Source organism: Mesorhizobium sp. ISC15 (assembly GCF_037162615.1).
GTDB lineage: Bacteria > Pseudomonadota > Alphaproteobacteria > Rhizobiales > Rhizobiaceae > Mesorhizobium > Mesorhizobium mediterraneum.
The window spans coordinates 4,543,355-4,568,632 of sequence record NZ_JAVSPX010000001.1 but is presented as its reverse complement, the minus strand read 5'-3'; the positions used below and the strand labels follow the sequence as shown (position 1 = coordinate 4,568,632).

Sequence of the window (25,278 nt, the reverse complement as noted above, 5' to 3'; positions counted from 1 at the left end):
ATGGCGACGCAAGGCAGCACAAAGGCGACTGGGGTTGCGGAAGGGGCCAGCGAAGATGAGATCGTGCTTTCCGCGCACGACATCACCGTATCCTTCGGCGACAAGGTCATTCTCGACAGATTGTCGCTCGATATCAGGCGCGGCGAGATCCTCGGCTTTGTCGGCGCCTCCGGCGCCGGCAAGTCGGTTCTCCTGCGCACCATCCTTGGCCTGGTGCACAAACAGTCGGGAACGATCAAGCTGTTCGGCGTCGATGTCGAAAAGGCGAGCGAGAGGGAGCGTCTTCGCATCGACATGCGCCTTGGCGTCCTCTTTCAGCACGGCGCGCTGTTTTCGGCGCTCACGGTTCTTGAGAACGTGCAGGTGCCGATGCGCGAATATCTCGATCTGCCCAGAAAGCTGATGGACGAGCTGGCGATGCTCAAGGTCGAACTGGTCGGGTTGCCGCCGGATGCGGCGCAGAAATTCCCGTCCGAGCTTTCCGGCGGCATGATCAAGCGTGCGGCGCTGGCGCGCGCGCTGGCGCTCGACCCTGACATCGTGTTCCTCGACGAACCGACATCCGGCCTCGATCCGATCAGCGCGGCTGAGTTCGACGAACTGGTCGTCAAGCTGCGCGATACTATGGATCTGACCGTATACATGGTCACGCACGATCTCGACACGCTGTTCACCGCTTGTGACCGGGTGGCCGTGCTCGGCAACAAGAAAGTGCTGGTCGAAGGCACGATCGACGACATGCTCAGAAGCGAGGAACCCTGGGTGAAATCCTATTTCCGCGGAAAACGTGCGCGGCAACTTGATCTTGCGGCGCGCGCATAGCCATAAGTGGGTAAATGGAAACCAGAGCCAACTACGTCATTGTCGGCATTTTCACGCTAGCCGCGATCCTGGCGGCATTCGCGTTCGTCTATTGGACGGCCGCGATTGGCGACAGGGGTGAGACGGCGATGCTGCGGGTGCGCATTCCGGGATCGGCTTCCGGCCTCGGTCGCGGCAGTTTCGTGCTGTTCAACGGCGTCAGGGTTGGGGATGTCAGGCGCGTCTATATCGACGTCGACAATCCGACCGCCGCCATCGCCGACACCGAAATAGACCGCATGACGCCGATCACCAAATCGACTCAGGCCGATATCGGCCTTGCCGGCCTCACCGGCCAGGCCAATATCGAACTCAAGGGCGCCGACCCCAAGGAAGCGAAGCTTCTCGACCAGGCGGAAGCGGAGGGCAAGGTCGCCGAGATCGTCGCCAATCCGTCGGCGGTCACCAACCTGTTGCAGACGGCGCAGAACATCTTCACCCGCGCCGATACGGTTCTCACCCAGCTCGAAGGCTTTACCAAGGACGTTCGCGGGCCGCTGACGCAGACGGTCAACAACGTGCAGACCTTCTCCGATGCGCTGGCCAAGAATTCCGACGGCATCGACAAATTCCTCGCCAGCGTTAGTTCGCTATCGGACGAGTTGAGAGGGGTCTCAGGCAAGCTCGACGGCACGTTGAAGGCGGCGGAAGGGCTGCTCAACGCCGTCGACAAGGACCAGATCAAGAGCATCGTCGCCAATGTCGATACGGTGACCACGAATCTGAAGGAAACCTCGAAGCAGTTCGACAGGGTCGTCAGGAATGTCGACACCGCGGTGGGATCGATCAACGATTTCGCCCAAAGAACGCAAGGCACGCTGGCCAAGGTCGACGGCGTTCTCGACGGCATTGATCCGGCACAGGTTCGCACCGCGCTGGCCAACATTCAGAAGGCCAGCGAAAACGCCAACGAGGCTGCCGCCGACATCGCCAAGGTGACCAACAAATTCGCCAACCGCGCCGACGATATCGACCAGACGATCAAGGACGCGCAGCAGCTCGCGGAGCGCCTCAACGACGCTTCGGTGCGCGTCGACGGCATCCTCGCCAAAGTCGATACATTGCTCGGCTCGGGCCAGGCCGACGGGATGATAGCCGATGCCAGGAATACGCTGAGATCGTTCAAGCAGGTCGCCGACACGCTGAACGCCCGCCTCGGCACCATCACCGACAATCTGGCGCGATTCTCAGGTCAGGGCCTGCAGAATGTCGAAGCGCTGGTCCAGGACAGCCGCCGTTCGATCACCCGCATCGAAGAGGCGGTGACGGATCTCAGCCGCAACCCGCAGCGGATCCTGTCAGGCGGCGAAGGCGAGGTCCGGCAATTCGACGGCAGGGTGCGGCGTTGACTTCGGCTTTCGCCCGCCCCAAGAACAGCAGGCAAGTGCGCTACGGATGCGGATTGCTCATACGATTCGGGGACAACGGGGATCGCGTGTGAAGTCGGTCGTGCTTAAATTGGGCGGGGTCAAATCGGGCGGGCTCAAAGCGGGAGTGGCACTGCTTACGCTTTCGCTAGCCAGTTGCGCGTTTTTGCCGGGCGGCGGGCCGGCGCCCCTGGACACATTCGAACTGTCGGCACCGCCGCTCGATGCGCGCGGCCACAGCCGCCGCCAGATTCTCATCGCCCAGCCTTCCGCGCTCAAGGCGCTGGACAGCCAGAACATCGTCATCAAGCCGACCGTGCGTTCGATCCAGTACCTCAAGGGCGCGCAATGGGCCGATCGGCTGCCGCTGATCGTGCAGGCGCGGTTGGCCGAGACATTCCAGCGCTCGGGCAGCTTCGCCGGTGTCGGCAAGCCGGGCGAGGGGCTGGCGATCGACTACCAGGTGATCGTCGAGGTCCGTGCCTTCGAAGTCCGGGTCGACGGCGGCGAGCATGCCGAGGTCGACCTGTTCGTGCGGATACTGAACGACCGCAATGGCGAGGTACGCGCCTCAAAGAGCTTTACCGCGAGCGCGCCCGTCTCGGGCAGCGGCAATCAGGCCTATGTCGGCGCGCTCGACGCTGCGTTCGGCGACGCCGCCAAGGACATCGTTCGCTGGACCGATTCGGTGATCTGACACAGCCAGGGACGCCGGGCGCAGCTACTTGGCGGCGGCATGATGGTCAACAGGTTCCTTTGATTGCGACCACCGTGCGAAAACTCGGTAGTCGACGACAGTCGGTTTCGGGTGGTTTCCCGACATCCATGTGGCCGCTAAGATAGAGCAATGCGTGAACCGGATTTCCAATTGGACGGGTGGTGCCTGGATGATGGCGAGGAATATCGTCAGGCGTCGCCGGACACATTCTGGATACCCGATTCGCATGAACGAGAAGGATTGCAACCGGGAGATCACGCGAAACTGATCTTTCGAATTTCGGTCGATGATGAGAATGAACCCGTCGCCGTAGAGCGCATGTGGGTGCTGGTGCGCGAGCGGATCGACGGAGCCTACTTGGGGGTCCTCAATAACGATCCGTATGCAGTTGCTCAGAATGATGAGCTTTGGAGTGGGATTGAGTTACCGTTTTCCGCCCGTCATGTGATCGATATTCGCGAGCGTGGCGAGGAAACCATTGCCTTGGCCGCACAAACACCGAAGAAGCGTTGGCCTCAAACGTGATCGCGGTCTCATGTCTGCAACGGGTCCGATAGCAGTCGCCAACATGAAGGTCTGCGGCCCCGGTTCCAAAAAATCCTAACTTGTTGTCGGATCGGTCAAGCCGCGTTCGTCCTTGGCATGGATCGACACTCCAACCATAGGGATAGATGATATGCCCAGTACCGTACGCCTGCACCGCGTTCTGGCAACCAGCCCAGAAAAAGTCTATCGCGCATTCCTTGAGGCGGACGCGCTCGCGAAATGGCTACCGCCCAACGGCTTTACCTGCACGGTCTATCATCTGGAACCCAAAGTCGGCGGCACATTCAAAATGTCGTTTCGCAACTTCACAACGGACAAAAGCCACGCGTTTGGCGGTGAATATGTCGAGCTCGTTCCTGGCGAACGCCTGCGCTATACGGACAAGTTCGACGATCCTAACTTGCCCGGTGAGATGCAGGTGACAGTGATCTTGAAGAAAGTATCGGTCGGCACGGAGCTGGATATCACGCAGGCAGGTGTTCCGGACGTCATTCCAGCTGAGGCTTGTTATCTCGGTTGGCAGGAGTCGCTGCGAAACCTGGCAAGGCTCGTCGAGCCGGAGATCAATCAATAGAGCATCATCCCGAGGACGTCGGCACTGCATAAAAAAGGCGGGAACATCTCCCGCCTTTCTTGTTTCGTTTATCGCCTGATCAATGCAGGCGGCCGCTTGCATGCGCCAGCATCGTGTAAACCTTGCCGGTGTCCGACGTCAGGTAGGTCTGCGCCATCATGTTGTCGCGGTCGTTGCGCGACACGTCCTTGAGCAGCTTTTCGAAATCATCGCAGTAACGGTCGACGGCGGCACGGAACTCCGCCTCCATCTGATATTTGCGGCGGATCTCATCGAAAGTCTGCTGGCCCTTCAGCGTGTAGAGACGCCGCGTGAACACGTCACGCTCGCCGCGCCGGTAGCGGTTCCACAACTCGATCGAGGCATCGTGATCGATGGCGCGGGCGATGTCGACGGAAAGCGAGTTGAGTGACTCCACGACATGAAGCGGCGAGCGCTGGGCAGGGGCCGAGCGTGGCGCTTCCGACGGCGCGGGCTTGGCGGCCTCTTCGCGCGACGCCCCAGTTAAGAGATCGCGCACCCAGCCGCCTTGCGGCGTACGGCCATTGGGGTCGCGCTGGCGCTGCGCCGTCTCAGCCGGGCGTTCCAGGTCGAGCGTGCCGCGCAGTGCGGTGTCACCCGATGGCGCCTGCGGGGCACGAGGTTCCGGTTGCGGGGCCGGAGGACGGCGCTGCGGTTCAGCGGCGCGCGCGGCAGGCGCTTGCGGTGCCGGACGCAGGTTGCGCGGCTCCGAGGTGTCGGTGCTGCGGCCCGATTTCGCAACGATATCCGAGAGTTCCTTCAGCGCGTTGATCTGCTCGGAAACGGCGCGGCGGATGGCCGTGGTCGATTCCTTTGCCTCTTCCGGCATCTCGATGACGCCCTTCTTGAGCTCGGCGCGGGTGAGGTCGAGCTCGCTCTTGATCGAGCCGGCCGTGCGCCGCATCTCCTCAGTCGCGTCGGCGAAGCGCTTCGTTGCCGAATCGACGACGTCGGAAATGGCGGCACGGATCTTGTCCGCCGACTCCAGCGTCTTGCCTTCGGCGTTCTGCAACGTCTGGCCGACCAGCGTCTCGAACGAGCGCATGACCTTTTCGAGATCCTCCGACTTCTTGACCAGGCCGACGGCGAGGTCCTCCAGCGACGACTGTCTCTCGAGTGTGTGTTCGAGGTTGCTCTGGGCCGAACTCAACAGGTCCGAAGCACTGGACAATAGACGGCTGTGCTCGTCGAACTTGGTGGCGATCGAGGCGACCTCGCGCAAGGTGGAAGACGACAATTCGGTAAGCCGCGTCGTGTTCGAATCGACCAGGCGCGCCGAGCTGGCGAAGGTCTGCGCGGCTTTTTCCGTTGTCGCCGCAAAGCTTTGCGTGCTGCCGGTCAGGCGTTCGTCGACCTGGCCGAGATTGGCCGCCGCCTGCTCGATCAGCTGACCGAGCTGCGAGCTCGAGGTGCTCATGCGGCCGATGAGATCGGCGACACTGTCGGCGAGCGTCGAGCGTGCGCCTTCGACGGCCGACAATGTTTCGGCGGTGCGGCTGGCGAGCGCGTCGACCAAGGCGGCGTTTTCGCTGCGCAACTTCTCGGTCGCGCGCTCGGTAACCTCCTCCATGCTCTTTTGCAGTTCCGAGCCGCCCTGGGCGAAACGCTCGACCAGCGGCCGTGCCGTTTCGTCGAGGATTTTCGAGATCTCGGCCGAACGTGCCGCAAGCATGGTGTTGAGCTCGCGGGTGTTGGTGCCGATGGTCTTCGCCGCGTCGTTGGTGCTCTGGCCGATATGCTGGCCGACCGCGGTGAAGGTTTCGGCAATCGCGTTGGCGCGCGAAATGAGTTGCGCCTCGGCAGTCGAAACCTGCTCGTTGAGCTTCTGGCCGATCGTCTCGGTGGTGTAGACGAGACGGTTTTCGACGCCGGCAACCTGCTCCTCGACACGAGCCGCCGCCGCTGCTGCGCTGGATGCCAGGCGCTCGTCGGCGCCGGCCAGCGCCTGCTCGATTTCGCGGGCGTGGACGGCAAGTTCCTGACCGGTCAGCCTCGCACGTTCGGCAACCCGCTGCTCGGTGCTGGCAAATGCCCCGACGATGTTCTCGGTATGCTCTCCGATCGTCGACGAGCTGTCGGCGATGCGGGACACCAGACGGTGATCCGCCTCGTCGAAGATACGGCCGATCTCGGATGCGCGGGCCGACAGCGCTTCCGAACCTTCGGCAATGCGCGACATCAGCTGCTGGTCGGCAGCATCGAAAATGCGGCCAAGGTCGGATGCCCGCGCCGCGAGCGCTTCGGCCGATTCGCCGATGCGCACGCCGAGCCGTTCGTCGGCGCCTTCGAAATTGCGCAAGATGTCGCCGGCGCGCGCGGCCAACGACTGCGCCGTTTCGACCGCGCGGGCCACGAGCTTCTGGTCCGCCGCATCGAATGTGCCGGCGATCTCGCTGGCACGGGCTGCCAACTGATCGGCCGTTTCCTGGGCGCGCGCCAGCAAGGAGTTCGATGTATCGTCGACACGGGCCATGATGGTGCTCGATGTGTCCTCGGCGCGGGCAATGAGCGCGCTCGACGTATCCTCGGCACGTGCGGCGAGGCGGCGATCCGCCTCCTCGAAGGTGCGGGCGATATCCTCCGCCCTGGCGAGCAAGGCCGCCGAGGTCTGCTCGGCACGTTCGGCGATCTTGCGATCGGCGTCGCTGAACGCAGCACCCGCCTGCTCATGCAGCGCGCTGGTGACTTCCATGACCTTTTCACGCAGCGCTCCCGCAACGAAGACGGCGCTCTTTTCGAGCACGTTGCGGACGTTGTCGACACCGGTCGACAACGCACGCTCCATGGTTCCGGCGCGCTCCTCGATGATGCCGGTCTGCCGGCTGAACGCCTGCTCGATTTTTTCGACGTCGGCGGCGATTGCCGCGGAAATATCGGTGCTCCTGGCGGCGATCTGGTCGATATGGCCGGACAGCGAACGGTCGACATCCTTGCGGGTGTCGGCGAGCTTGGAGAGATCGTCCTCCAGCGCACGGGTCAGCGCGTCGCGGCCTTCGGCCAGCTTGCCGACATGGCCGGCGATGATGTCGTCTACGTCGCTGCGGCTCGCTGCAATCTTCTGCAGGTCTGCTTCCAGCGCACGTCTGAGGATGTCGCGGCCTTCGGCCAGTTTCTCGACCTGGCCGGCAACCAGCCCGTCGATGCTCGACCGGCTTTCCGCCAGCTTGGCGAGATCGTCTTCGAGCGCCTTGGAGAGGATCGAGCGGTCCTGGATCAGCTTCTCGGCATGGCTGTTTACAAGACCGTTGACGCTGCCGAGATCGGCCTCCAGGGCCCGCGTGAACTGTGCACGATTGTCGGTCAGTTGCTGGGACTGATCGGCGACGACACCCTTGATCGTATTGAGGTCTGCTTCCAGCGCACGTCTAAGGATGTCGCGGCCCTCGGATAGCTTCTCGACCTGGCCGGCAACCAACCCGTCGATGCTCGACCGGCTTTCCGCCAGCTTCGCGAGATCGTCTTCGAGCGCCTTGGACAGGGTCGAGCGGTTTTCCGCCAGCTTTTCGGACTGACTTGATATGACGTCCTTGATCGTATTGAGATCGGCTTCCAGCGCACGTCTGAGGATGTCGCGACCTTCGGCTAGCTTCTCGACCTGGCCGGCAACCAGCCCGTCGATGCTCGACCGGCTTTCCGCCAGCTTGGCGAGATCGTCTTCGAGCGCCTTGGACAGGGTCGAGCGATCTTCCGCCAGCTTTTCGGACTGGCCTGATATGACGTCCTTGATCGTGTTGAGATCGGATTCCAGCGCGCGCTTGAGGATGTCGCGGCCCTCGGCCAACTTCTCAACCTGGCCGGTAACCAGACCATCGATGCTCGACCGGCTTTCGGCCAGTTTCGCGAGGTCGTCCTCGAGCGCCTTCGACAGGGTTGAACGATCCTCGGCGAGCCTGTTCATGTGATCGGAGATAAGGCCATTCACGCTCTGCAGGTCGGTTTCCAACGCCCTTGAGAGCTGACCACGGTCTTCCGCCAGCTTTTCCGACTGGCTTGATATGACGTCCTTGATCGTGTTGAGATCGGATTCAAGCGCGCGCTTGAGGATGTCGCGGCCTTCGGCCAGCTTCTCGACCTGGCCGGCGACCAGGCCGTCGATGCTCGACCGGCTGTCCGCCAATTTGGCGAGGTCAGCCTCGAGCGTCTGCGAAAGCAGGCTGCGATCGTCGGCGAGCCTGCCCGAATGTTGCTCGATCAGGCCCCTGATGCCGGACAGGTCGTTTTCAAGCGAACGCGAAAGCTCGGTGCGGTCTTCCGCCAGTTTGGCGGAATGGTTCTCGATGAGACCCTTGATGCCGACGATGTCGCTTTCCAGCGCCTTGGCGAGGATGGCGCGACCTTCGGCGATCTTCTCGACCTGACCGGCGACCAGGCCGTCGATGCTGGCGCGGCTGTCGGCCAGCTTGCCGAGATCGGCCTCGAGAGCGCGTGAAAGAATGCTGCGGCCTTCGGCCAGCTTGCCAACATGGCCGGCAACCATTTCGTCAATGATCGTGCGGGCTTGTACAAGTTTTCCGGAGTCTTCGTTCAAGGCCTGTGAAAGCCTGTTACGGCCCTCTTCGAGGCTTTCGAGATGGCTGCCGAGCGAAGCATCGATGGTGGCCCGCGACTCGTTGACCTTGCGCAGATCCTCTTCGAGCGCGCGCGAGATCAGGCTGCGACCTTCGGCAAGCTTCTGCACCTGATCGGTGACAGCCGCGTCGATGCCGGCGCGGCTTTCGGCGAATTTCGCCAGATCGGCCTGCATTGCCGCCGCCATGCGTTCGCGGCTTTCGGAAAGCTTGCGGCTGTGGTTCTCGACGGCTTCCTCGATGCCGACGCGGGCATCGGCAAGCCGCTGGATATCGGCATCAAAGGAGCGTGACACCACATGACGGGCCGCTTCCATGCGCCCGGCGAAATCGCCGGCGCGTGCTTCAAGCATGGACGAGGTCGACGAAACGATATCGGCCATGTCGGCGCCGATCTGGGTCTTGCCCTGATCGATCATCGCCGACAGCGTCTCCTTGCTTTCCTGGAAGGTGTGGGCGATTTCGCGCGCGCGCTCGACCAGGGTCTCGTTGATCTGGCGTGCGCGGGCCTCGAGCGCGGCGTTGAGCTTCTGGGTGCCGGTGTCCAGCGCTTCGGCGCGGGTCTGGAACTCACTAATCAGCGTCTGGCCGCGTTCGGCCAGCGTCCGCTCAATGCCGTTAAGGCTGGCTTCAAATTCGGAGTTGAGCGTGCGCGCGGCGCCGCCGAGCAGCGACACCATGCCGGAGGTCCGATCGTCGAGCAGATCGGTCAGCGACCGGGTGAGGCCGTCGGTCGTGTCCGTCAGCTTGGCGATGCGCATATCGAGAAGGCTGGCGAAGGCTTCGCCGGAGGTCGACAGCCGGTCCGTGATCGATTCGAGCCGGCCTTCGACCGAATCGAAGATCGACATCGAGCTCTGGTTGATCCTGTCGATCAGCGTGTCGCCGGAATTGGTGATGGTCATCGACAGGTTCGTCGAGGCGTTGAGAATGCTGTCGCGAATGATGTCGCTGGCAGCCCCGATTTCGTCCTTCAGCGTCTCATGCGCGCCGGTGATCGAGGCGCGCACGCGTTCGGCGTGGGTGACCACCGCTTCGCGCTCGCTGCCCAGCCCGTCGACAAGCGAACGGATGCGGGATTCATTCTCCGAGTAGGAGCGTTCGATCTGGTTGACTTCGCTGTGGACCAGGGTTTCGAGTTCGACGGCTCGCGCAAGCGTGCGCTCGATGCCTTCACCCATGGCCGCCACCTCGCGGCGAACGGCCTGCCCGATCATCATGACACGATCCTGGGCGATATTTTCCGGCTCGGTCAGGCGGAAGGCCACTTCCGTCATCGACTGAGCGGCAATGCGCATTTCCTGGGCGCGGCGAATCATGGCTGCAAACGCCCAGAACAGGAGGACGGGTAGGATCGCAGCGACCGCCAGGCCGATCAGTTCAGGACGGGCGAAAAACTGGTCGGGCGTGCGGATTTGCCAGATGCCAGGTCCAAACAGCAGATTGGCCAGCGCACCGGCGCCCGCGATCCAGGCGAGCGAAACGAGCGCAACGACCCAGTAGATCGTGTTCGAGGCACGCCGATTGAGGGTGTGCAGCAGCGTTTTGTAATCTTTTTGAAGAGGGTCATTGGCTGGTGTGAAACCGGCCGGCTGCTGGCTATTGCGCGTTTCCACAGGGCGCAGTTCAGCCATCTTGGCCTTTGCCGCGGGCTTTGCTTTCTGGTCTTGGGCTTTCTGGTCCTGGTTGGCGGCAGGCTCCGCCTTCTGGCTCTGGTTGGCGAAAGGCTCGGCATTCTGGCCTTGGTTGGCGACAGGCTCGGCATTCTGGTTACGGCCTTCGCGTGCCAACTCGTCGGCAGCCTGCGATATCTGCGCTTCCAGGTCTTCCATCGACGCCGCGATGTCGAGGTCGCCGCCGGCATCCCCGCTCAGGTCGATATCAAGCGCTTTTTCGAGTTCCCTGGCTACGTCGCTATCGAGCGTTCTTGTCGTCGTTGTTTTCTTCGCCATGCCTTCGCTACCCTGTACAAGCTGCCGCGGGACTTATTGATTCTGCTTGTCGTGTCCCACGCAAGAGGCTGAAAATGGACCTGTCGTATCGTAATGACACACCGGGGTAAAGAAAACATGCATTCGGCGCGATACGTAAAACTTTAAATATAAGGTTAACAGAACTGTGATTCCGGCGCCGTTATCGCAACATTTTTCCGGGCCAATCATTAACCCGCCGTCCACAGGATGCGCCTATTTTTTTCGGCAGTCGAACAATGGAGTTGCAGATTCATGCGTGGCGAAAACGGCGTTGCCTTCTCGATGCCCGGCGGCGACGTATCGGGAACGGCCGGGTCGCGGCCGGTGGACCTGGCGCATCTCGCGCGCCAGACGATGGGCGACCGCAGCCTCGAGCAGGAGGTGCTGGCGCTGTTCGTGCAGCAGGCGCTGTCCGTTCGCGACAAGATCGTCGATGCCGATGTGAGGCAACGACTGCTTCTGGCGCACGGGCTGAAAGGCTCGGCCCGCGGCGTCGGCGCCTTCGCCATTGCCGATTGCGCCGGCGCGATCGAACTTCAGCCTGAAGATACCAATACCCTCAAGCGGCTTGGCTCGCTGATCGAAGAAGTTCGCGATTTCGTCGCCGCCATCAGCCGTTAAACCCATTTCCGAAAAAAACGGCATAGAGCGCCGCTTTTGCGCGGCAGTTGACTTGTCTGCCGGAGTGATTATCTCGGCTGAGACTCCCTTCAGGTGACAAATGACCAAGCTGACCTTCATCGCCCATGACGGCACACATTTTGACGTGGATGCCGAAAACGGCTCGACCGTCATGGAAAACGCGATCCGCAACGCCGTGCCGGGGATAGAGGCCGAATGTGGTGGCGCCTGCGCCTGCGCGACCTGCCATGTCTATGTCGACGAGGCATGGACGGCGGAGGTCGGCGAGCCGGAAGCCATGGAAGAGGACATGCTGGACTTCGCCTACGACGTCCAGCCGAACTCGCGGCTCTCCTGTCAGATCAAGGTGCGCGACGCACTCGACGGCCTGGTTGTGCGCGTGCCCGCCCGCCAAGGCTGAGGCGTGAAGGCTGAAGCGGGGTTTATCGCCGATTTTTCCGGCCCCGGCTTGGCAGCGGGCCAATGGTCATGCAGTGTCGGCCGTTCTCTACAGCGCCGTGCGTCCGCTCGGACGCGCAAAGGGCGCTGTAGCACTGTGATTGGCGCATGATCCCCACCGAAAATCGATTTCGGTTTTCGAGGCCCTGCGCATCGAAGGCGCATTCATGACCGATATCACCAGGACGGACGTATTGATTGTCGGGGCGGGGCCTGTCGGCTTGTTCGCCGTGTTCGAGCTCGGCCTCTTCGATATGAAATGCCATCTGATCGACATACTTGACCGGCCCGGCGGGCAATGCGCCGAACTCTATCCGGAAAAGCCGATCTACGACATTCCCGGCTGGCCATCGATCTCGGCGCAGGGCTTGGTCGACAAGCTGCTTGAGCAGATCGCGCCGTTCAAGCCCGACTACACCTTTAACCGCATGGTCTCAAGCCTCGAAAAGCTCGAGGACGGCAGCTTTCGCGTCGTCACCGACGAGAACGAGGTGTTTGAAGCCAAGGTTGTGGTTATCGCCGCCGGCGGCGGCTCCTTCCAGCCGAAGCGGCCGCCGATCCCGGGCATCGAGCTTTACGAAGGCAAGAGCGTCTTCTACTCGGTTCGCCGGATGGAGGAATTCCGCTGCCACGACCTCGTCATCGTCGGTGGCGGCGATTCGGCGCTCGATTGGACGCTGAACCTGCAGCCGGTGGCCAAGAGCGTGACGCTGGTCCACCGGCGGCCGGAATTCCGCGCGGCGCCCGACAGCGTCAACAAGATGTACGCCATGCAAGAAATGAAGGAACTGGATTTCCAGGTCGGGCAGGTGACGGGACTGACCGGCACGGACGGCCAGCTTTCCTCCGCGACCATCAAGGGACCGGACGGTGACACCGAGGTGCCGTGCACGCGGATGCTGCCGTTTTTCGGCCTGACCATGAAGCTCGGACCGATCGCCGAGTGGGGCCTCAATCTTCATGAGAACATGATCCCGGTCGACACCGAGAAATTCCAGACGTCGGTACCGGGCATCTTTGCCGTCGGCGACATCAACTGGTATCCCGGCAAGCTGAAGCTGATCCTATCGGGCTTCCATGAGGTCGCCCTGATGGCGCAGGCAGCCAAGCGCATCGTCAGCCCCGGCGAGCGCATCGTATTCCAGTATACGACCTCGTCGACCAGCCTGCAGAAGAAGCTCGGCGTCGCCGGCTAGTGGTGAAAGCCTGACGCTTGGTACCCGACGCGTAGGGCAGCTCAGGGTGGAAAGCGGTCGCTCGGCCAATTCCTTTTCCTAGAGCGGAATGCGCCAACCCGTCATTTATTCCTGACGTAATCCTAAGTCGCTCGCAAAGTTCGGCTTTGCGAGCTTTTCAGGGCCTGCAATGGGGCCAGCCTCGGACATCGCCGCCGATTTCGGCGAGCGGCAGCAATGGGTCGTGAGCTGCCGGAGCCGACATCATCCCGCGGCCCAACAATGTCAGCGCTAGATCTTTTCGATGAGGGTGACGACTGGCAGGCTCTCGAAATGCTTGTCACAAGTCAGGAGCGTCGCGTCATGCGCCCGAGCGGTTGCGAAAATGATCGCATCTGCGGTCGCCAATTTGTGCTTCCGGCAGGCTTCAGCGGCCGCTAGGGCGATTTCCGTGTCAAGCGGGGCCACCGTGCAGACCTGCGTAAAGGCGATGGTCTGATCGGCTTTGTCTTCGCCTACTTCGCGAGTGAGCCATTTTGCGAGTTCCAACTGCACCATGGTCGGAACGAGCCAGTCGGCTTGCTCGGGCAGATGCTCGGCCACCTGCTCTCCCGTTGGAGAGCCTATCAGCCATTCGATCCAAGCCGAGGTATCGACGAGCACCATCACAAACGGTCCGACCGGTCGCGATATTCCGTCGCCGAAGCGCCCTTCGCCAGCCCCTTCAGCGCTTCCCGCTTCGGCACAGGGACGAGTAGCACGCCCGTTCCCTTCGGGATGAAGGCAAAGGTCAAACCCGCTTCCCAATGCTGGGCGGTCCGGATCGCCTTGGGGATCGATATCTGGAACTTCGAGGACAGGGTTGCAGTCTCCGGCATTATCATACCCTTACTTAATCGATGCGCCAAACGTAAGACGCAATGAGGGCCAGTGCAAGGAGCTTACGGCAGCCGTCTGGCCTCGGTACATTATTGAGACATCACGGATATACGGTAGCCCGGCTTGGGGATGTCAAATGCAGACGTGGGGCACGCAGGAGAAAAGTGAGACGGCGCCTCTATCGGCGCCGTGGCCGCTTCGCTGACAGGCCGGAAATCGGACCCTCTGAATTGGGCTGTGGACCTCGTTAGGGCAACGGGGCTTCGAATCCCGCCAGGCGGGTCGCCGGCCGGCATGCGTTTCGCATAACAGCGGCGTGGCAATAGCAGGCGATGCCTGATGTGTCGAGGCGAAGGCCCTGCCAGTGCCTAAATCGTTACCATCTGACCTGAGCTAACCCGGCAGCCGGCCGTTCTCGATGCGCTCCATGCGATAGCGCAGCAGTCGCAAGATGCGACTTTCGAAATTGATGGTTTCGACGCGATCGAATTGCACCTGGGCCCGGTCGTGCTTGGCAAGAATAGCGGCAGCGATTTCCGCGGCCTTGGTCTTGGCCTCCTGGCAATTTTTCCGCGGGTAGGTCGCCTTCAGCGCATCCTCGAGTTCGCGGGCATGGTTCTTGGCGATTTCGACATGGCGGTCCTCATGGCGCTTGATGTCGGCCGACAACGTGTCCCAGAAAAGCCTTACGCCCGCATCGGCCTTGCCCGAGCGGCGCCATTCGGGAAGGATCACCTTGACCTTGACGGTGACGTTGGCGTCGGCAATCCGGCAGGAATTCGATTTTTCCGCGTAGCTGACGCGGGTGGTGAACGCCATCTGTGTGGCGCCTGGATGCCGCATCCCCGTGCTTTTCACCTGGGGCCCGAGTTTCGTAAGCTGGGTTCCGATATCATCGAGCGTTCTGCCGCCGATGCTGAAGTAGCTATATGTCTTTACCAAGCTCGCTGTGCCCGCCGGCAAGGCGGAAAAAGCGAGCATCAGGGCGCAAAGCAGGGATCGTTTCATCATGTTGCCTCTTTGCCCACCTTGCGTTACGGCCGTTGCCGGCGCAACGGAATTGATCTTTGGCGGATCATACATGGTTGATGGACAATGACGACAGGGCGATGGCAGCTGGCGCATGGGCGCCATCTCGACCTTGGCAGCAAGTCCGTGGTCGTCGGTATCCTCAATGTCACGCCGGACAGTTTTTCCGACGGAGGGCTGTTCGTTGCGCCCGAACAGGCGATGGCGCAGGCGCGCCGCATGATGGAAGAGGGAGCCTCGGTCATTGATGTCGGTGGGGAATCGACACGCCCCGGCGCATCTCCGGTAACCATCGAGGAAGAGCAGGCCCGCGTGCTGCCCGTCATCGAGGCGCTGGCCAGGCTTGGCACGGCGCTGATTTCGGTCGACACCTATCGCGAGGACACCGCCAGGCTTGCCGTCGCCGCCGGCGCCCACATCGTCAACGATGTCTGGGGTCTGCAGCGCGAGCCCGGCATCGCGCGCATCGCGGCCGAGACCGGCGCCGGGCTTATCATCATGCACACCGGGCGTGACCGGCAAAAACTGCCCGACGTGATCGAGGATCAGCTTTTCTTCCTCAGGAAATCGTTGGAAATCGCCCGGCGAAGCGGCGTTGCCGACGACCAAATCGTGCTCGATCCGGGATTTGGCTTCGCCAAGGAAACAGCGGAGGAAAATCTCGATCTGATGGCACGGTTTTCCGAACTCGATGCCTTGGGCTTTCCGCTGATGGCGGGCACATCGCGAAAGCGCTTCATCGGCGCTGTCACCGGCCGCGACGCCTCGGCCAGGGGTGCCGGAACAGCGGCGACGAGCGTCATCCTGAGACTCAAGGGCGCGCAGCTTTTTCGCGTCCACGATGTCGCAATCAATGTGGATGCGCTGGCGCTTGCGGATGCTATGCTGGCGCGTGAAACCACCGCATAGGCTCGAAAATCGGAATCGATTTTCGAGCCTATGCGTAGATTTAAAGCGTTAGAGCGTCGTTTTGTGCATCCAAGTGGACGCGCCTCGCTCTAATCGAGCGGGACGCTGAGCGATGTATGTCATCCGCATGAAGAACTGCGCCTTTTTCGCCCGGCACGGCGTGCTGGATGAGGAGGAGACACTCGGCCAGCGCTTCTATGTCGACGCTGCGCTCACCGTCGAACCCGGCCGCGCGCTGGTCGATGATTCCATCGAGGATACCGTCCACTATGGTATCGCCTTCGGGGTGATCGAAAGGATCATAACCGGGGAGAGGCGTTTTCTGATAGAAGCGCTGGCGTTGGAGGTGGCCCGGGCGCTGACGGCCCGGTTTCCCCAGATCAAAAAGGCCGAGATCACTGTGCGCAAGCCGAACGCGCCGGTGCCCGGCGTGCTCGATCATGTCGAGGTGACCGTTGTCTGGCCCGAATAACACGGTTTACCTCAGCCTTGGCGGCAATCTCGGCGACCCGGCAAGGTCGATGGGCGCGGCGCTGCGCATGCTGGACGCCGACGAGAACGCGCGCCTCGTCGTCGTCTCCTCGCTTTACCGCACGCCACCTTGGGGCAAGCTCGACCAGCCGGATTTTCTCAATGTGGCTGCCGAAATTTCGACTGCTCTCGCACCACATGCATTGCTCGATCTCTGCCTCGACGTCGAGCGCAGACTGAAGCGGGTGCGCGAGGAGCGCTGGGGTCCACGCCTGATCGACATCGACATTCTGGTGTTCGGCGATCGGATCATCCACGAAACCGGGCTGGAAGTGCCGCATCCGCGCATGCTGGAGCGCGCCTTCGTTCTGGCACCGCTGGCCGAGATCGCGCCCGGCCTCACCGTCGGCGGCAGAAGCGTACAGGAGCGGCTTGCCGCTCTCGACAGCGCCGGCATCGAGCAATTGCCGTCTGGTCGGGATTGGTGGCGGGCCTAAGCATCGGACGCAAGACCGGTAGCCACTTTTGGGTCCGACGCACTGAGCTCAGCCGGAAAATCCGCCCCCGTCGAGGAAGACCTGTTCTTCCGGCGTCGTCTCGCGGCCAAGCATTCTGTTTCGATGCGGAAAGCGGCCGAAGCGCTGAATGATCTCCAGGTGCTCGACCGCATATTTCAGGTTGGATTGGGCTTTGGCGGTAAAGAGGTCCATCGATTTGAGCTGGTCGGCGAGATGCTCCGAATGCTCATACGGCAAATAGAGGAAGGCGCGCAGGTCTTCGTCGAGCGCCAGATCCTGGCCGGCGGCGATCGCCTTTTCGGCGAAATGCCTTGCCAGCGGGTCGGTGGCATACATATGGCCGGTGCCACGAAAGCAGTTTCGCGGGAATTGGTCGAGCAGGATCATCAGCGCCAGTGAGCCTTCGGCATGCTCCGACCAGTCGTCACATTCACGCCGTGCGGCAGCGTAATGCAGATCGAGAAACCGGTTGCGGAACTCTGCGTCGAAGGCGTCATGCTTCTCGAACCATGCATCCGTCCCGGCGTCACGCCAGAATTTGGTGACGGAAAGCGCGCGCTCGTCCAGTTCGGTCATCTATTTGCTCCACGTGTTTAGTCCGCAGGCTCGGATTTATGCAGAACGTCGGCGGTCTCTTCATTAAGCGCCTGACCGGTGCGGCGCGGCTGGCTGAGCGGGGTCGGAATGGGCGTGCCGATATTGCCCTTGAGGAAGCGCGCTCCGGCGCGAACGCCTTCGGCAAGCTGCAACTCGAAACGGGCGGCGTCGCGGTGGCGGACATCCTCGATCACCTCGGCGACTTCCGCCGGGTCGACGCCCAGCGCCTCCAGTGTAGAGCCGCCGAAGACAAGCGCTGATTCGAAGGTTTCGCGAATTTGGAAATCGACGCCGGCACGTATCAACTGCAGTGCGGTTCCGCGGTCGAAGGCGCGTGCCAGCACGGTCAGCAGGGGAAACTCCGCCTTGATGAGCTCTGCGATGCGGACGGCGACGTCGGGCTTGTCCACGCAGATCAACACGGCGCGCGCGCGGCCGGCGCCTGCGGCGCGCAGAATGTCGAGCCGCGTGCCGTCGCCATAATAGACCTTGAAACCGAAATCGGCCGCCGCCTGGATCATTTCGACCTCATTGTCGATGATCGACACATCGATCCCGCGCAACAGCAGCGGCTGGCTGGCGATCTGGCCGAAGCGGCCGAAGCCGATGATCAGCACGCTGCCGGTAAGGCCGTCGGCGATGTCGACGCCTTCGAGCGACTGCTCGTCGCGCGGCGTCAAATACCGTAATGCCAGGGTGGCCAGCGGTGTCAGCACCATGGAGATGATGACGATCGCCGTCAGGGTCGCATTGGCCTGGCTGTCGATGATGCCGACGGTCGCGGCGGCGGAATAGAGAACGAAGGCGAATTCGCCGCCTTGCGCCATGAAGACGGCACGCTCGATCGCTTCCCGGTGACCAGCCTTGAGGATGCGGGCGACGAGATAGATGCCTATCGCCTTTATCACCATGTAGGCGACGACGTAGACGGCGACGAGCCGCCAGTTCTCGACGACCACTTGCAGGTTGAGCGACATGCCGACCGCAAGGAAGAACAGCCCGAGCAGCACGCCGCGGAACGGTTCGATGTCGGCCTCGAGCTGATGGCGGAAGGTGGATTCCGACAAAAGCACGCCGGCCAGGAAAGCGCCCATCGCCATCGATAGGCCGCTGAGCTGCATGGCAAGCGCCGACCCCAGAACAACCAGAAGGGCGGCTGCGGTCATCACCTCGCGGGCGCGGGCATCCGCCAGGACGCGGAAGAACGGATTGAGGAGGAAACGCCCGGCCAGCACCAGCCCGAGGATGGCCGCAAGGCCGATGCCCACCTCCGTCAGCCGCTGGGTCAAGCTCATATCGGCGCCGCCCGGTGCCAGGAAGGCGATCAGGGCCAGCAGCGGCACGATCGCCAGGTCCTCGAGTAGCAGGATAGAGACGATGCGCTGGCCTTTGGGCACGGCGATCTCACCACGTTCTTCCAGGAGCTGCATGACGATCGCCGTCGAGGTCAGCACGAAGCCGGCGCCGGCGACGAAGGATTGCGCGATCGGAAAACCTCCCGCCAGTCCGACGCCGGTCAGCAACAGCGCGCAGACGCCGACCTGCAGCGCGCCGAGACCAAATATCTCCCGGCGCAGGCCCCACAGCCGCGACGGCTGCATCTCCAGCCCGATGATGAACAGGAACATGACGACGCCGAGCTCGGCGACGTGAAGAATGGCTTCCGATTCGGAAAAGATGCCGATGCCGAACGGGCCGATGACCACGCCGGCCGCCAGATAGCCAAGGATGGAACCAAGCCCCATGCGCTTGAAGATCGGCACGGCGACAACACCTGCGGCGAGCAGCGCCACCACGTGGATCAGATCGCTGCCCGCTGCTTCTGCCGCCATGCCTGCCGTTCCGTTCTTTTTAAGGACCGCTGCACGCGCTGCGGCATCGAGCGGCCAAGATAGGGGCTTCGGCGGAAATCGAACAGTCCGAATCCGGAAACCGGTGCGGCAGTGTTGCAGGCGCGCTCCACAAGTTTATGCGCCGGCCGCGTTGCTTGTTTCGGCAATCGGGCGCTAAGGACGCCCGGCTTCGGCCAGTGGAGGGCGAGCGACGATCAAGTCGCGGCCCTTTTTGAGGGAGACTGACATGAAGACGTTTTTGCTTGTTGCCGTCGGCATCGCGGCACTTGCCGGCTCGGCCTGTTCGAAGGCACCTGAATGCACGACCGAAATGCTGACTAAGAAGGCTCAGGACATGACTGCTGCCCTTCAGGAGGCAATTACCAAGGATCCGGCCAAGGCAGCCGATCTCACCGCCAAGGTCCAGGCGATCACGACCAAGTTTCAAGGCACTACGACGGCCGACGAGGCCTGCAAGGCCTACGATGAGCTGACCACTGCCATCAAGAGCTGAGCATCGATTTGAGTTTTGCAAAAAGCGGTGGCCGTGGCTGCCGCTTTTTTGCAGCCAGAGTAGGGCATCGCACGGCCTGCCGGTGCAAATAGCCGCTCAGTTCGGCGCGATGGAGCCGACTTCGAGCGTATCGACCCGCTTCAGCTTCATGCCGATGACTGGCACCAATTGCTTGTCGACGCGCACCGCGACCGTCACCGTCATCGAATTGTCGTTGGGGACAAGAGCCTGCATGACGCCGCGCAGCTGGTTGCGGTTGATGGTGAAGACGACTTTGTTGGCGCTGACCACGTTGCCGCCGACGATGTCGAGACCGGAACCGGCGGCACCGCCCATGAAGCTGCCCTTATAGCCTTCGCGGCCCTTGTGCTGGATTGTCGCCGACATCTGCTGGGTGAACATGCCGACCCGGCAACCGCCGTCGAGCGACATGCCGATCTTGCCGTCAGGTGTCGAGCCGGTGAAGCTGCAGGTGAATTTCGTCCCCTTGTACTTGCCGGCGACGATTTCTCCCGGGCCGACCCATTTGCCTTCCACCGATTGAAAGAACTGCTTGTCCGGTTCTGCTGCAAAGGTCTTTTCGACCAGGCCGGCAGTAGTTGAAACCACGACTGCCAGGGGCAGGACGCTAGACAAGATCACGCTTTTCATCGACGACACCCGGCAACAAAGAGACTGGTTTGGAACCCGTCCGACCATGGACAAGATTGGTTAATGCTTCGTCACCGCTAGCGCGTGACCCGAAAATCAGAATCGATTTGCGTTGGGGATCATCCGCAGAATCAAAGCGCTACAACGTCCTTTGCGCGTCCAAAAGGACGCAGCGCTGTAGGCAATTGTCACGTATCGGAAGCGGACGTTTCCTTCTGCTTTTTTGTCGCAAACGATGTCAGGGCGGACAGGAAATCACCCATGCCGGGCCGTCTCGTGGCGCTGAAGGGCAGGGGCCTCGCGGTTTCCATCGCCGCAATGCCGATGCGTGCGGTCATCATGCCGTTGACGACGCCTTCGCCAAGTTTTGCCGAGAGCCGGGCAGCGAGGCCATGGCCGACGATCTGCTGCACGAAACTGTCGCCAACGGCGATCGAGCCGGTCACCGCCAGATGGGCGAGAACGCTGCGCGCCAGCCGGAAGAACCCCAGCGTGCCCGGCCGGCCGCCATAAAGTTCCGACAGGCGGCGAATCAGCCGGCCTGCTTCGAACACGACATAGGCGACGTCGACCAGGGCGCGAGGGCTGACCGCCGTCACCAGCGACACACGCTTTGCCGCTTCGAGGATCATAACCTTGGCGCGCGCATCGAGCGGGCCGAGGATCTCGGTCTCGGCCAGGCGCACCAGATTGCCACCGTCGATGATCTCGTCGCGCAGCTCAGCCAGCGCGCGTCTGCCTGCCGCGGTTTCGGGCTTGGCCGCGACAAAGGCCGAGAGTTCGTCGACCACTGCACGAGCGGCTTTCGGGTCGTCGCGGGCGATGGCATCGAGTGCCCGCTTCTGAAGTTTTTCAACCTCGGCGAGGCGGGCGATCGCCAGGAATTCGCGGACAAGGATGACCAGAAGCGCCAGCACCGCGATCACGGCCATCCCGGCGGCCAGCCAGCCCAGCCATTCGGCGCGCGCGAACAGATCGCGAATCAGCTGGTCGGTCCAAAGTCCGACAGCCAGCGAAACCAGAACGCCCAATGCGCCGAAGAACAGGCTGCCGAACAACGAACGCTTCCGCGTCGCGATCGCTGGCGGCGGTTCGGCGACGACGATGTCGGGCTCGTCGAAGACGTCGATCTCGGCCGGCACGACGACCCCGCCATCCGTCTTCACCGCGCGTGGCTTTCGCGCTGACGGGGCGTCGGGCTGGCGCAAGGATGCCTGTTCCTCCCTCGGCGCGGCTTCCGGCTCGATGCGAAATGCCGCCGGCTTGCGGGGCGCGGTCATGCCAGATGATCTCCGATCAAGAACTGCAGGGCGCGGTCGAGCCTGATATGCGGCAGCGACAGCGTGACGCCTTCAGCGGTGCGTTCGAGCTTTGGCGGGCGAAAGCGCACAAAGCGGATCGCCGGGTCGTCGTTGCCCTGCCGATGGCCTAGTCCAGAGACATCGAACACTGCATCAATTTTTTCCGGTAAGTCGCCGGGAAATATGGCTGTTTCGGTCTTTCCATCAAATGCTTCGCCGTTGATCCTTTCACCCTTCAACGGTATGCCGATGATGACCGGCAGTGTTTCACGGCCTTGCTTGACCGTGCCCTCCCGGGTCGCGCGCACGGCCGCCAGGGCGACCACGTCGACATCGGCGCCGGTGAAATTTGCCCGCGCCACGGCACGGTCGGCAAGCCGCCGCACGATCGCCTGCAGCCGGTCGTGGCTTTCGTGATGCAGATGGTCCGCCTTCGTCGCCGCCACCAATATGCGGTCGATGCGCCTTGAAAAAAAGTCTGTCAGGAAATTGCCGCGGCCGGGGCGGAAACAGGCGAGGATTTCGGTCACCGCGCGTTCGAGATCGGCCATCGCGCCGGGGCCTGCGTTCAAGGCCTGCAGGGCGTCGATCAGCACGATCTGGCGGTCAAGGCGCGTGATGTGCTCCCGAAAGAACGGCTTTACGACATGCGTCTTGTAGGCCTCGTAGCGGCGCTCCATCATCGCCTGCAGCGACCCCGAACGCGCCCGCCGCTCGCTCAGGTCCGGCAAGGGCGCGAAGGTCAGCGCCGGTGAGCCCTCAAGATCGCCGGGCATCAGGAAACGGCCGGGTGGCAAGGTCGAAAGCGCCCGCTCGTCGAGCTTGCATGCCTTGAGATAGGCGGCGAAGCTCTCGGCGAGGCGGCGCGCCGTCATTTCGTCGGCGTCCGCCTTCGGGTCGACTGCGGCGGAGAGCGCGCGCCATTCCTGCGAAAGGTCGACGCGCACCGGCAGCACGGCCATCTCGAAGGCTTCGCGTGAGAAATCGCCGTAGGATTTGCCGAGCAGCGGCAGGTCGAGCAGCCATTCTCCGGGATAGTCGACGATATCGACCGACACTCTGCCTGATGAAAACATGCGGCTCCAGCCGGAGGCCGATTCATATTCGATGGTGAGCCTCAGTTCGGAAATGGCACGTGTCGAATCCGGCCAGAGGCGGTCGTTGACGAGGGCCGCGATATGATCCTCGTACTGGAATCGCGGTACCGCATCATCCGGTTGCTCTTCGAGGAAGGCACGGGCGATGCGTCCCGATTTCTGCGCGGCGAATAGCGGCAAGCGCCCGCCATGGAGCAAATTGTGGACAAAGGCCGAGATGAACACCGTCTTGCCGGCGCGAGAAAGGCCGGTAACGCCGAGGCGCAGCGACGGCGAAAAAAGCCCTGTAGCGCGCCCCGACAGCGTATCCAGGGCAATCTTCGCCTCGTCGGTGAAAGTGGTCAGCGATGATGCCAAATCGGTTCTCTCGGGGCTTCGGTACGCTCCGATATAGACGCTGCCACCTGGATTTGAAACGGCGTCAGAGATCAACCGGCGTCAAGAAGGCTTCGAGATAGCCGGTGCCTTGCGCGGCGTCGGCAAGACTGCCTGGAAAACGGACGACCGCAAGGCCGGCGGTCGGGAAGCCGTGGTTTAGCATTCCCTTCGCAGCCTCTTCGCCGTCGCCCGAAAGCGCGATAGTGAGATCTTCCGTCATCGGGTTGTGGCCGATGACGAGCAGCGAGCCTGGCCCGCCATTGCCGCGGATGATGTTGAGATAGAAGGCGGCATCCTCGCTGTAGAGCGCGTCCAGGAACAGGACCCGGCCGGTATCGGTGTGACCGGCAAGGCCTTCCAGCGTCTGCAGCGCTCGCTTTGCTTTGGAGCAAAGCGTGAGGTCCGGAATGTAGTTGCGGGCCCGCATGACCGCACCCATCGTTTCGGCGTCGGCGAGGCCGGATGCGTCGAGCGGACGATCGAAATCGCGCATGCCCGGCAGGGCCCATCCAGCCTTCGCATGCCTCAACAGATAAAGCTTGCTCACCGGCCCCTCGCTTGTGCCTAACACCGAAACTCGTCAAAAGGCGCTGCAGGATTAGCCATGAGAAAGCTCTCTTGCACAATGGCTGATACCCTTCAAACCCAACGAATCATAAACGAATTCGGCCGCGCCCTTCATGCGAATGATGCGGCCAGTGCCGTTTTGCCCGACATTAACAATTGCGTGAAACTGTCGTCGATTACGCTTGTGCAGCATTCGCTCCGCGAATATATAGGCGCCAAAATTGGGGCAGTTTGGGTGAGTCGAATGAACGACATCGTTACCGCCGATTACGTACCCTCCGAAGACGAGCCGTTCATGAACGAGCGGCAGAAATCCTACTTTCGCCTGAAGCTCGTCACCTGGAAGAACGACATATTGCGCGAAGCGCGCGAAACCCTCGAAATCCTGCAGCAGGAAAACGCCAACCACCCCGATCTCGCCGATCGCGCCTCTTCGGAAACCGACCGCGCCATCGAACTTCGCGCTCGCGATCGCCAGCGAAAACTCATTTCAAAGATCGATTCCGCGCTCCAGCGCATTGATGAAGGCACTTACGGCTATTGTGAGGAAACCGGCGAGCCCATCGCGCTGAAGCGGCTCGATGCGCGTCCGATCGCGACCTTGTCGATCGAGGCGCAGGAGCGCCACGAGCGCCGCGAGAAGGTCTACCGCGACGACTGAAGCACAGGCGAGGCGTCTAAAAAGCGGTCAATAGCGAACTTTGTCATGGCCGGTCTCCGGCCATTTTTGTTGGCTATTCGCTGGGCCGGTTCCTGGCCGGTTACCGTTTCTGGCTGGAGAGCTCGCCGAGAAGCTTCGTCATCTCGTCATCGAGAGACGGCGGAACCTTTGCCGCCGGCTTACTCTCCGGCTTGGCGGGCTGTGGCTCGTCAAGCGAGACCTCGAGTTCCCTCATCAACGTATCGTCGATAGAATCCTGCCTTGCCGGGGAATCCTGTCTTGCCGGCGATGGCGCGTGTCGAACGGCATTGGCGTTCGCCGATCCGTAGGCGGGCAGCGGCGTGATGGTCGCCGACTGATGGCTTTGCGCTGCTGGCTTCGGCGCCTGCGCCGTCTGATAGGGCCGGACAGGCGTTGGGGCCGCGCTTACCGGCTGCGGAGGCGGTGCTTGCCTCACTGGCGCAGGAGCGGGTTGAGGGGCTGGCGGCCGCGGTGCCAGCTGATGGCCGCCGCCATCTCCGGTCAGTGCAGGACGGCGCAGCGCCGACAGCCTGATGTCGCGTTCGACGACGACGTCGGTCGGACCTCCGATCAGCAGCAGGTGCTCGATATCGTCGCGGCGCACCAGCACCAACCGGCGGTGACTGTCGACAGCGGTGGCGTCCATGACGGCCAATCGTGTCTTGCGGTTCCTGCCGCCGGCGACGAATGTTCCGAAGGTCAGATTGCGGATCAGCTTGATGACAAGGAGAATGATGACCAAAAGGACAAGCGCGACAAGCGTCCACAGGATCGCCGCGGCATAACCAGGACCCGCCACGCTATCCAGCCACTGCAGCATTGGTGCCCCCAATCGTCTTTCGAAGAAGACGCGACACTAAACTGTTGCGGCAGGCCACTGCAAGTTGCCTTTCATGCTTCGTGAACAGCTTGAAACACCACACTGGATTTTCAGCAAGTTGCTGGTGTGACGAATCCGAAAATTCGCCTG

Annotated in this window: 24 protein-coding genes; 13 read left to right on the top strand and 11 right to left on the bottom strand. The window is 62.1% G+C overall.

The annotated features are described in order from the left end of the window. From RPG13_RS22020 to RPG13_RS22000, 5 genes are all read left to right on the top strand, one after another. Positions 1–822, top strand: coding sequence for an ABC transporter ATP-binding protein (locus RPG13_RS22020; protein WP_126106416.1), 822 nt, complete (start codon positions 1–3; stop codon positions 820–822). Positions 823–836: 14 nt separating this feature from the next. Then, on the top strand, positions 837–2,210 hold the full coding sequence (locus tag RPG13_RS22015; protein WP_126106417.1) for an MlaD family protein: 1,374 nt from the start codon (positions 837–839) through the stop codon (positions 2,208–2,210). Between the two features lie 46 nt (positions 2,211–2,256). After that, on the top strand, positions 2,257–2,925 hold the full coding sequence (locus tag RPG13_RS22010; protein ID WP_185928242.1) for an ABC-type transport auxiliary lipoprotein family protein: 669 nt from the start codon (positions 2,257–2,259) through the stop codon (positions 2,923–2,925). Between the two features lie 150 nt (positions 2,926–3,075). Beyond that, positions 3,076–3,471 (top strand): DUF2314 domain-containing protein, encoded by a 396-nt coding sequence (locus RPG13_RS22005; RefSeq protein ID WP_126106419.1) that lies wholly within the window; start codon positions 3,076–3,078, stop codon positions 3,469–3,471. Between the two features lie 151 nt (positions 3,472–3,622). After that, positions 3,623–4,066, top strand: a complete 444-nt coding sequence (locus RPG13_RS22000) for an SRPBCC family protein (protein WP_029352946.1) — start codon at positions 3,623–3,625, stop codon at positions 4,064–4,066. A 79-nt stretch (positions 4,067–4,145) separates the two neighbouring features. Here RPG13_RS22000 and RPG13_RS21995 read toward each other — a convergent pair whose 3' ends face one another. Continuing rightward, entirely contained in the window at positions 4,146–10,607 is a 6,462-nt protein-coding gene (locus tag RPG13_RS21995; RefSeq protein WP_337125995.1) for a kinesin, read from the bottom strand. Positions 10,608–10,880: 273 nt separating this feature from the next. Here RPG13_RS21995 and RPG13_RS21990 point away from each other — a divergent pair, with 273 nt between their 5' ends. The 3 genes from RPG13_RS21990 (at position 10,881) to RPG13_RS21980 (ending at position 12,904) form a co-directional block, all read left to right on the top strand. Beyond that, positions 10,881–11,249, top strand: a complete 369-nt coding sequence (locus RPG13_RS21990) for an Hpt domain-containing protein (protein ID WP_337125994.1) — start codon at positions 10,881–10,883, stop codon at positions 11,247–11,249. 100 nt (positions 11,250–11,349) lie between these two features. Continuing rightward, on the top strand, positions 11,350–11,670 hold the full coding sequence (locus RPG13_RS21985; RefSeq protein ID WP_006334837.1) for a 2Fe-2S iron-sulfur cluster-binding protein: 321 nt from the start codon (positions 11,350–11,352) through the stop codon (positions 11,668–11,670). Between the two features lie 205 nt (positions 11,671–11,875). After that, positions 11,876–12,904 carry an NAD(P)/FAD-dependent oxidoreductase gene (locus tag RPG13_RS21980; RefSeq protein WP_337125993.1) on the top strand — a complete coding sequence of 343 codons (1,029 nt, stop codon included), beginning with the start codon at positions 11,876–11,878 and terminating at the stop codon, positions 12,902–12,904. Between the two features lie 270 nt (positions 12,905–13,174). Here RPG13_RS21980 and RPG13_RS21975 read toward each other — a convergent pair whose 3' ends face one another. The 3 genes from RPG13_RS21975 to RPG13_RS21965 form a co-directional block, all read right to left on the bottom strand. After that, complete coding sequence (locus tag RPG13_RS21975) at positions 13,175–13,549, bottom strand: type II toxin-antitoxin system VapC family toxin (protein WP_095485336.1); 375 nt, start codon at positions 13,547–13,549, stop codon at positions 13,175–13,177. Continuing rightward, complete coding sequence (locus tag RPG13_RS21970; protein WP_280953365.1) at positions 13,549–13,767, bottom strand: AbrB/MazE/SpoVT family DNA-binding domain-containing protein; 219 nt, start codon at positions 13,765–13,767, stop codon at positions 13,549–13,551. The genes RPG13_RS21975 and RPG13_RS21970 overlap by 1 nt, the downstream gene beginning before the upstream one ends. 388 nt (positions 13,768–14,155) lie before the next feature. Continuing rightward, positions 14,156–14,773, bottom strand: coding sequence for a DUF922 domain-containing Zn-dependent protease (locus RPG13_RS21965; protein ID WP_164759056.1), 618 nt, complete (start codon positions 14,771–14,773; stop codon positions 14,156–14,158). Between the two features lie 84 nt (positions 14,774–14,857). On the opposite strand from RPG13_RS21965, the gene folP reads away from it, so the two are divergent. The 3 genes from folP to folK all read left to right on the top strand — a co-directional run bounded on the left by folP (position 14,858) and on the right by folK (position 16,668). Beyond that, positions 14,858–15,700 (top strand): dihydropteroate synthase, encoded by an 843-nt coding sequence (gene folP, locus RPG13_RS21960; protein ID WP_337125992.1) that lies wholly within the window; start codon positions 14,858–14,860, stop codon positions 15,698–15,700. Between the two features lie 112 nt (positions 15,701–15,812). After that, positions 15,813–16,172, top strand: a complete 360-nt coding sequence (folB, locus tag RPG13_RS21955) for a dihydroneopterin aldolase (RefSeq protein WP_095485333.1) — start codon at positions 15,813–15,815, stop codon at positions 16,170–16,172. Further along, positions 16,156–16,668 (top strand): 2-amino-4-hydroxy-6-hydroxymethyldihydropteridine diphosphokinase, encoded by a 513-nt coding sequence (folK, locus tag RPG13_RS21950; RefSeq protein WP_337125991.1) that lies wholly within the window; start codon positions 16,156–16,158, stop codon positions 16,666–16,668. The genes folB and folK overlap by 17 nt, the downstream gene beginning before the upstream one ends. Before the next feature lie 48 nt (positions 16,669–16,716). On the opposite strand, the gene RPG13_RS21945 is transcribed toward folK, so the two are convergent. Together RPG13_RS21945 and RPG13_RS21940 are read right to left on the bottom strand one after the other, a co-directional pair. Further along, positions 16,717–17,265, bottom strand: a complete 549-nt coding sequence (locus RPG13_RS21945; protein WP_095485331.1) for a DUF924 family protein — start codon at positions 17,263–17,265, stop codon at positions 16,717–16,719. A gap of 17 nt (positions 17,266–17,282) precedes the next feature. Next, positions 17,283–19,118 (bottom strand): monovalent cation:proton antiporter-2 (CPA2) family protein, encoded by a 1,836-nt coding sequence (locus RPG13_RS21940; RefSeq protein WP_095485330.1) that lies wholly within the window; start codon positions 19,116–19,118, stop codon positions 17,283–17,285. 247 nt (positions 19,119–19,365) lie between these two features. Between RPG13_RS21940 and RPG13_RS21935 the strand changes: the two genes are divergently transcribed. Then, complete coding sequence (locus tag RPG13_RS21935; protein ID WP_095485329.1) at positions 19,366–19,632, top strand: hypothetical protein; 267 nt, start codon at positions 19,366–19,368, stop codon at positions 19,630–19,632. Positions 19,633–19,728: 96 nt separating this feature from the next. Here RPG13_RS21935 and RPG13_RS21930 read toward each other — a convergent pair whose 3' ends face one another. From RPG13_RS21930 to RPG13_RS21915, 4 genes are all read right to left on the bottom strand, one after another. After that, complete coding sequence (locus tag RPG13_RS21930; RefSeq protein ID WP_128284499.1) at positions 19,729–20,283, bottom strand: hypothetical protein; 555 nt, start codon at positions 20,281–20,283, stop codon at positions 19,729–19,731. Positions 20,284–20,471: 188 nt separating this feature from the next. Beyond that, a complete protein-coding gene (locus RPG13_RS21925) occupies positions 20,472–21,563 on the bottom strand; it encodes a YcjF family protein (protein ID WP_337125990.1) in 1,092 nt (363 codons plus the stop codon). Then, complete coding sequence (locus RPG13_RS21920) at positions 21,560–23,038, bottom strand: YcjX family protein (protein ID WP_337125989.1); 1,479 nt, start codon at positions 23,036–23,038, stop codon at positions 21,560–21,562. The genes RPG13_RS21925 and RPG13_RS21920 overlap by 4 nt, the downstream gene beginning before the upstream one ends. 64 nt (positions 23,039–23,102) lie before the next feature. Beyond that, positions 23,103–23,606 (bottom strand): SixA phosphatase family protein, encoded by a 504-nt coding sequence (locus tag RPG13_RS21915; RefSeq protein ID WP_337125988.1) that lies wholly within the window; start codon positions 23,604–23,606, stop codon positions 23,103–23,105. A gap of 264 nt (positions 23,607–23,870) precedes the next feature. Here RPG13_RS21915 and dksA point away from each other — a divergent pair, with 264 nt between their 5' ends. Continuing rightward, complete coding sequence (dksA, locus tag RPG13_RS21910) at positions 23,871–24,287, top strand: RNA polymerase-binding protein DksA (RefSeq protein WP_006202025.1); 417 nt, start codon at positions 23,871–23,873, stop codon at positions 24,285–24,287. Positions 24,288–24,387: 100 nt separating this feature from the next. Here dksA and RPG13_RS21905 read toward each other — a convergent pair whose 3' ends face one another. Continuing rightward, on the bottom strand, positions 24,388–25,128 hold the full coding sequence (locus tag RPG13_RS21905; RefSeq protein WP_337125987.1) for a hypothetical protein: 741 nt from the start codon (positions 25,126–25,128) through the stop codon (positions 24,388–24,390). Positions 25,129–25,278 lie beyond the last annotated feature (150 nt).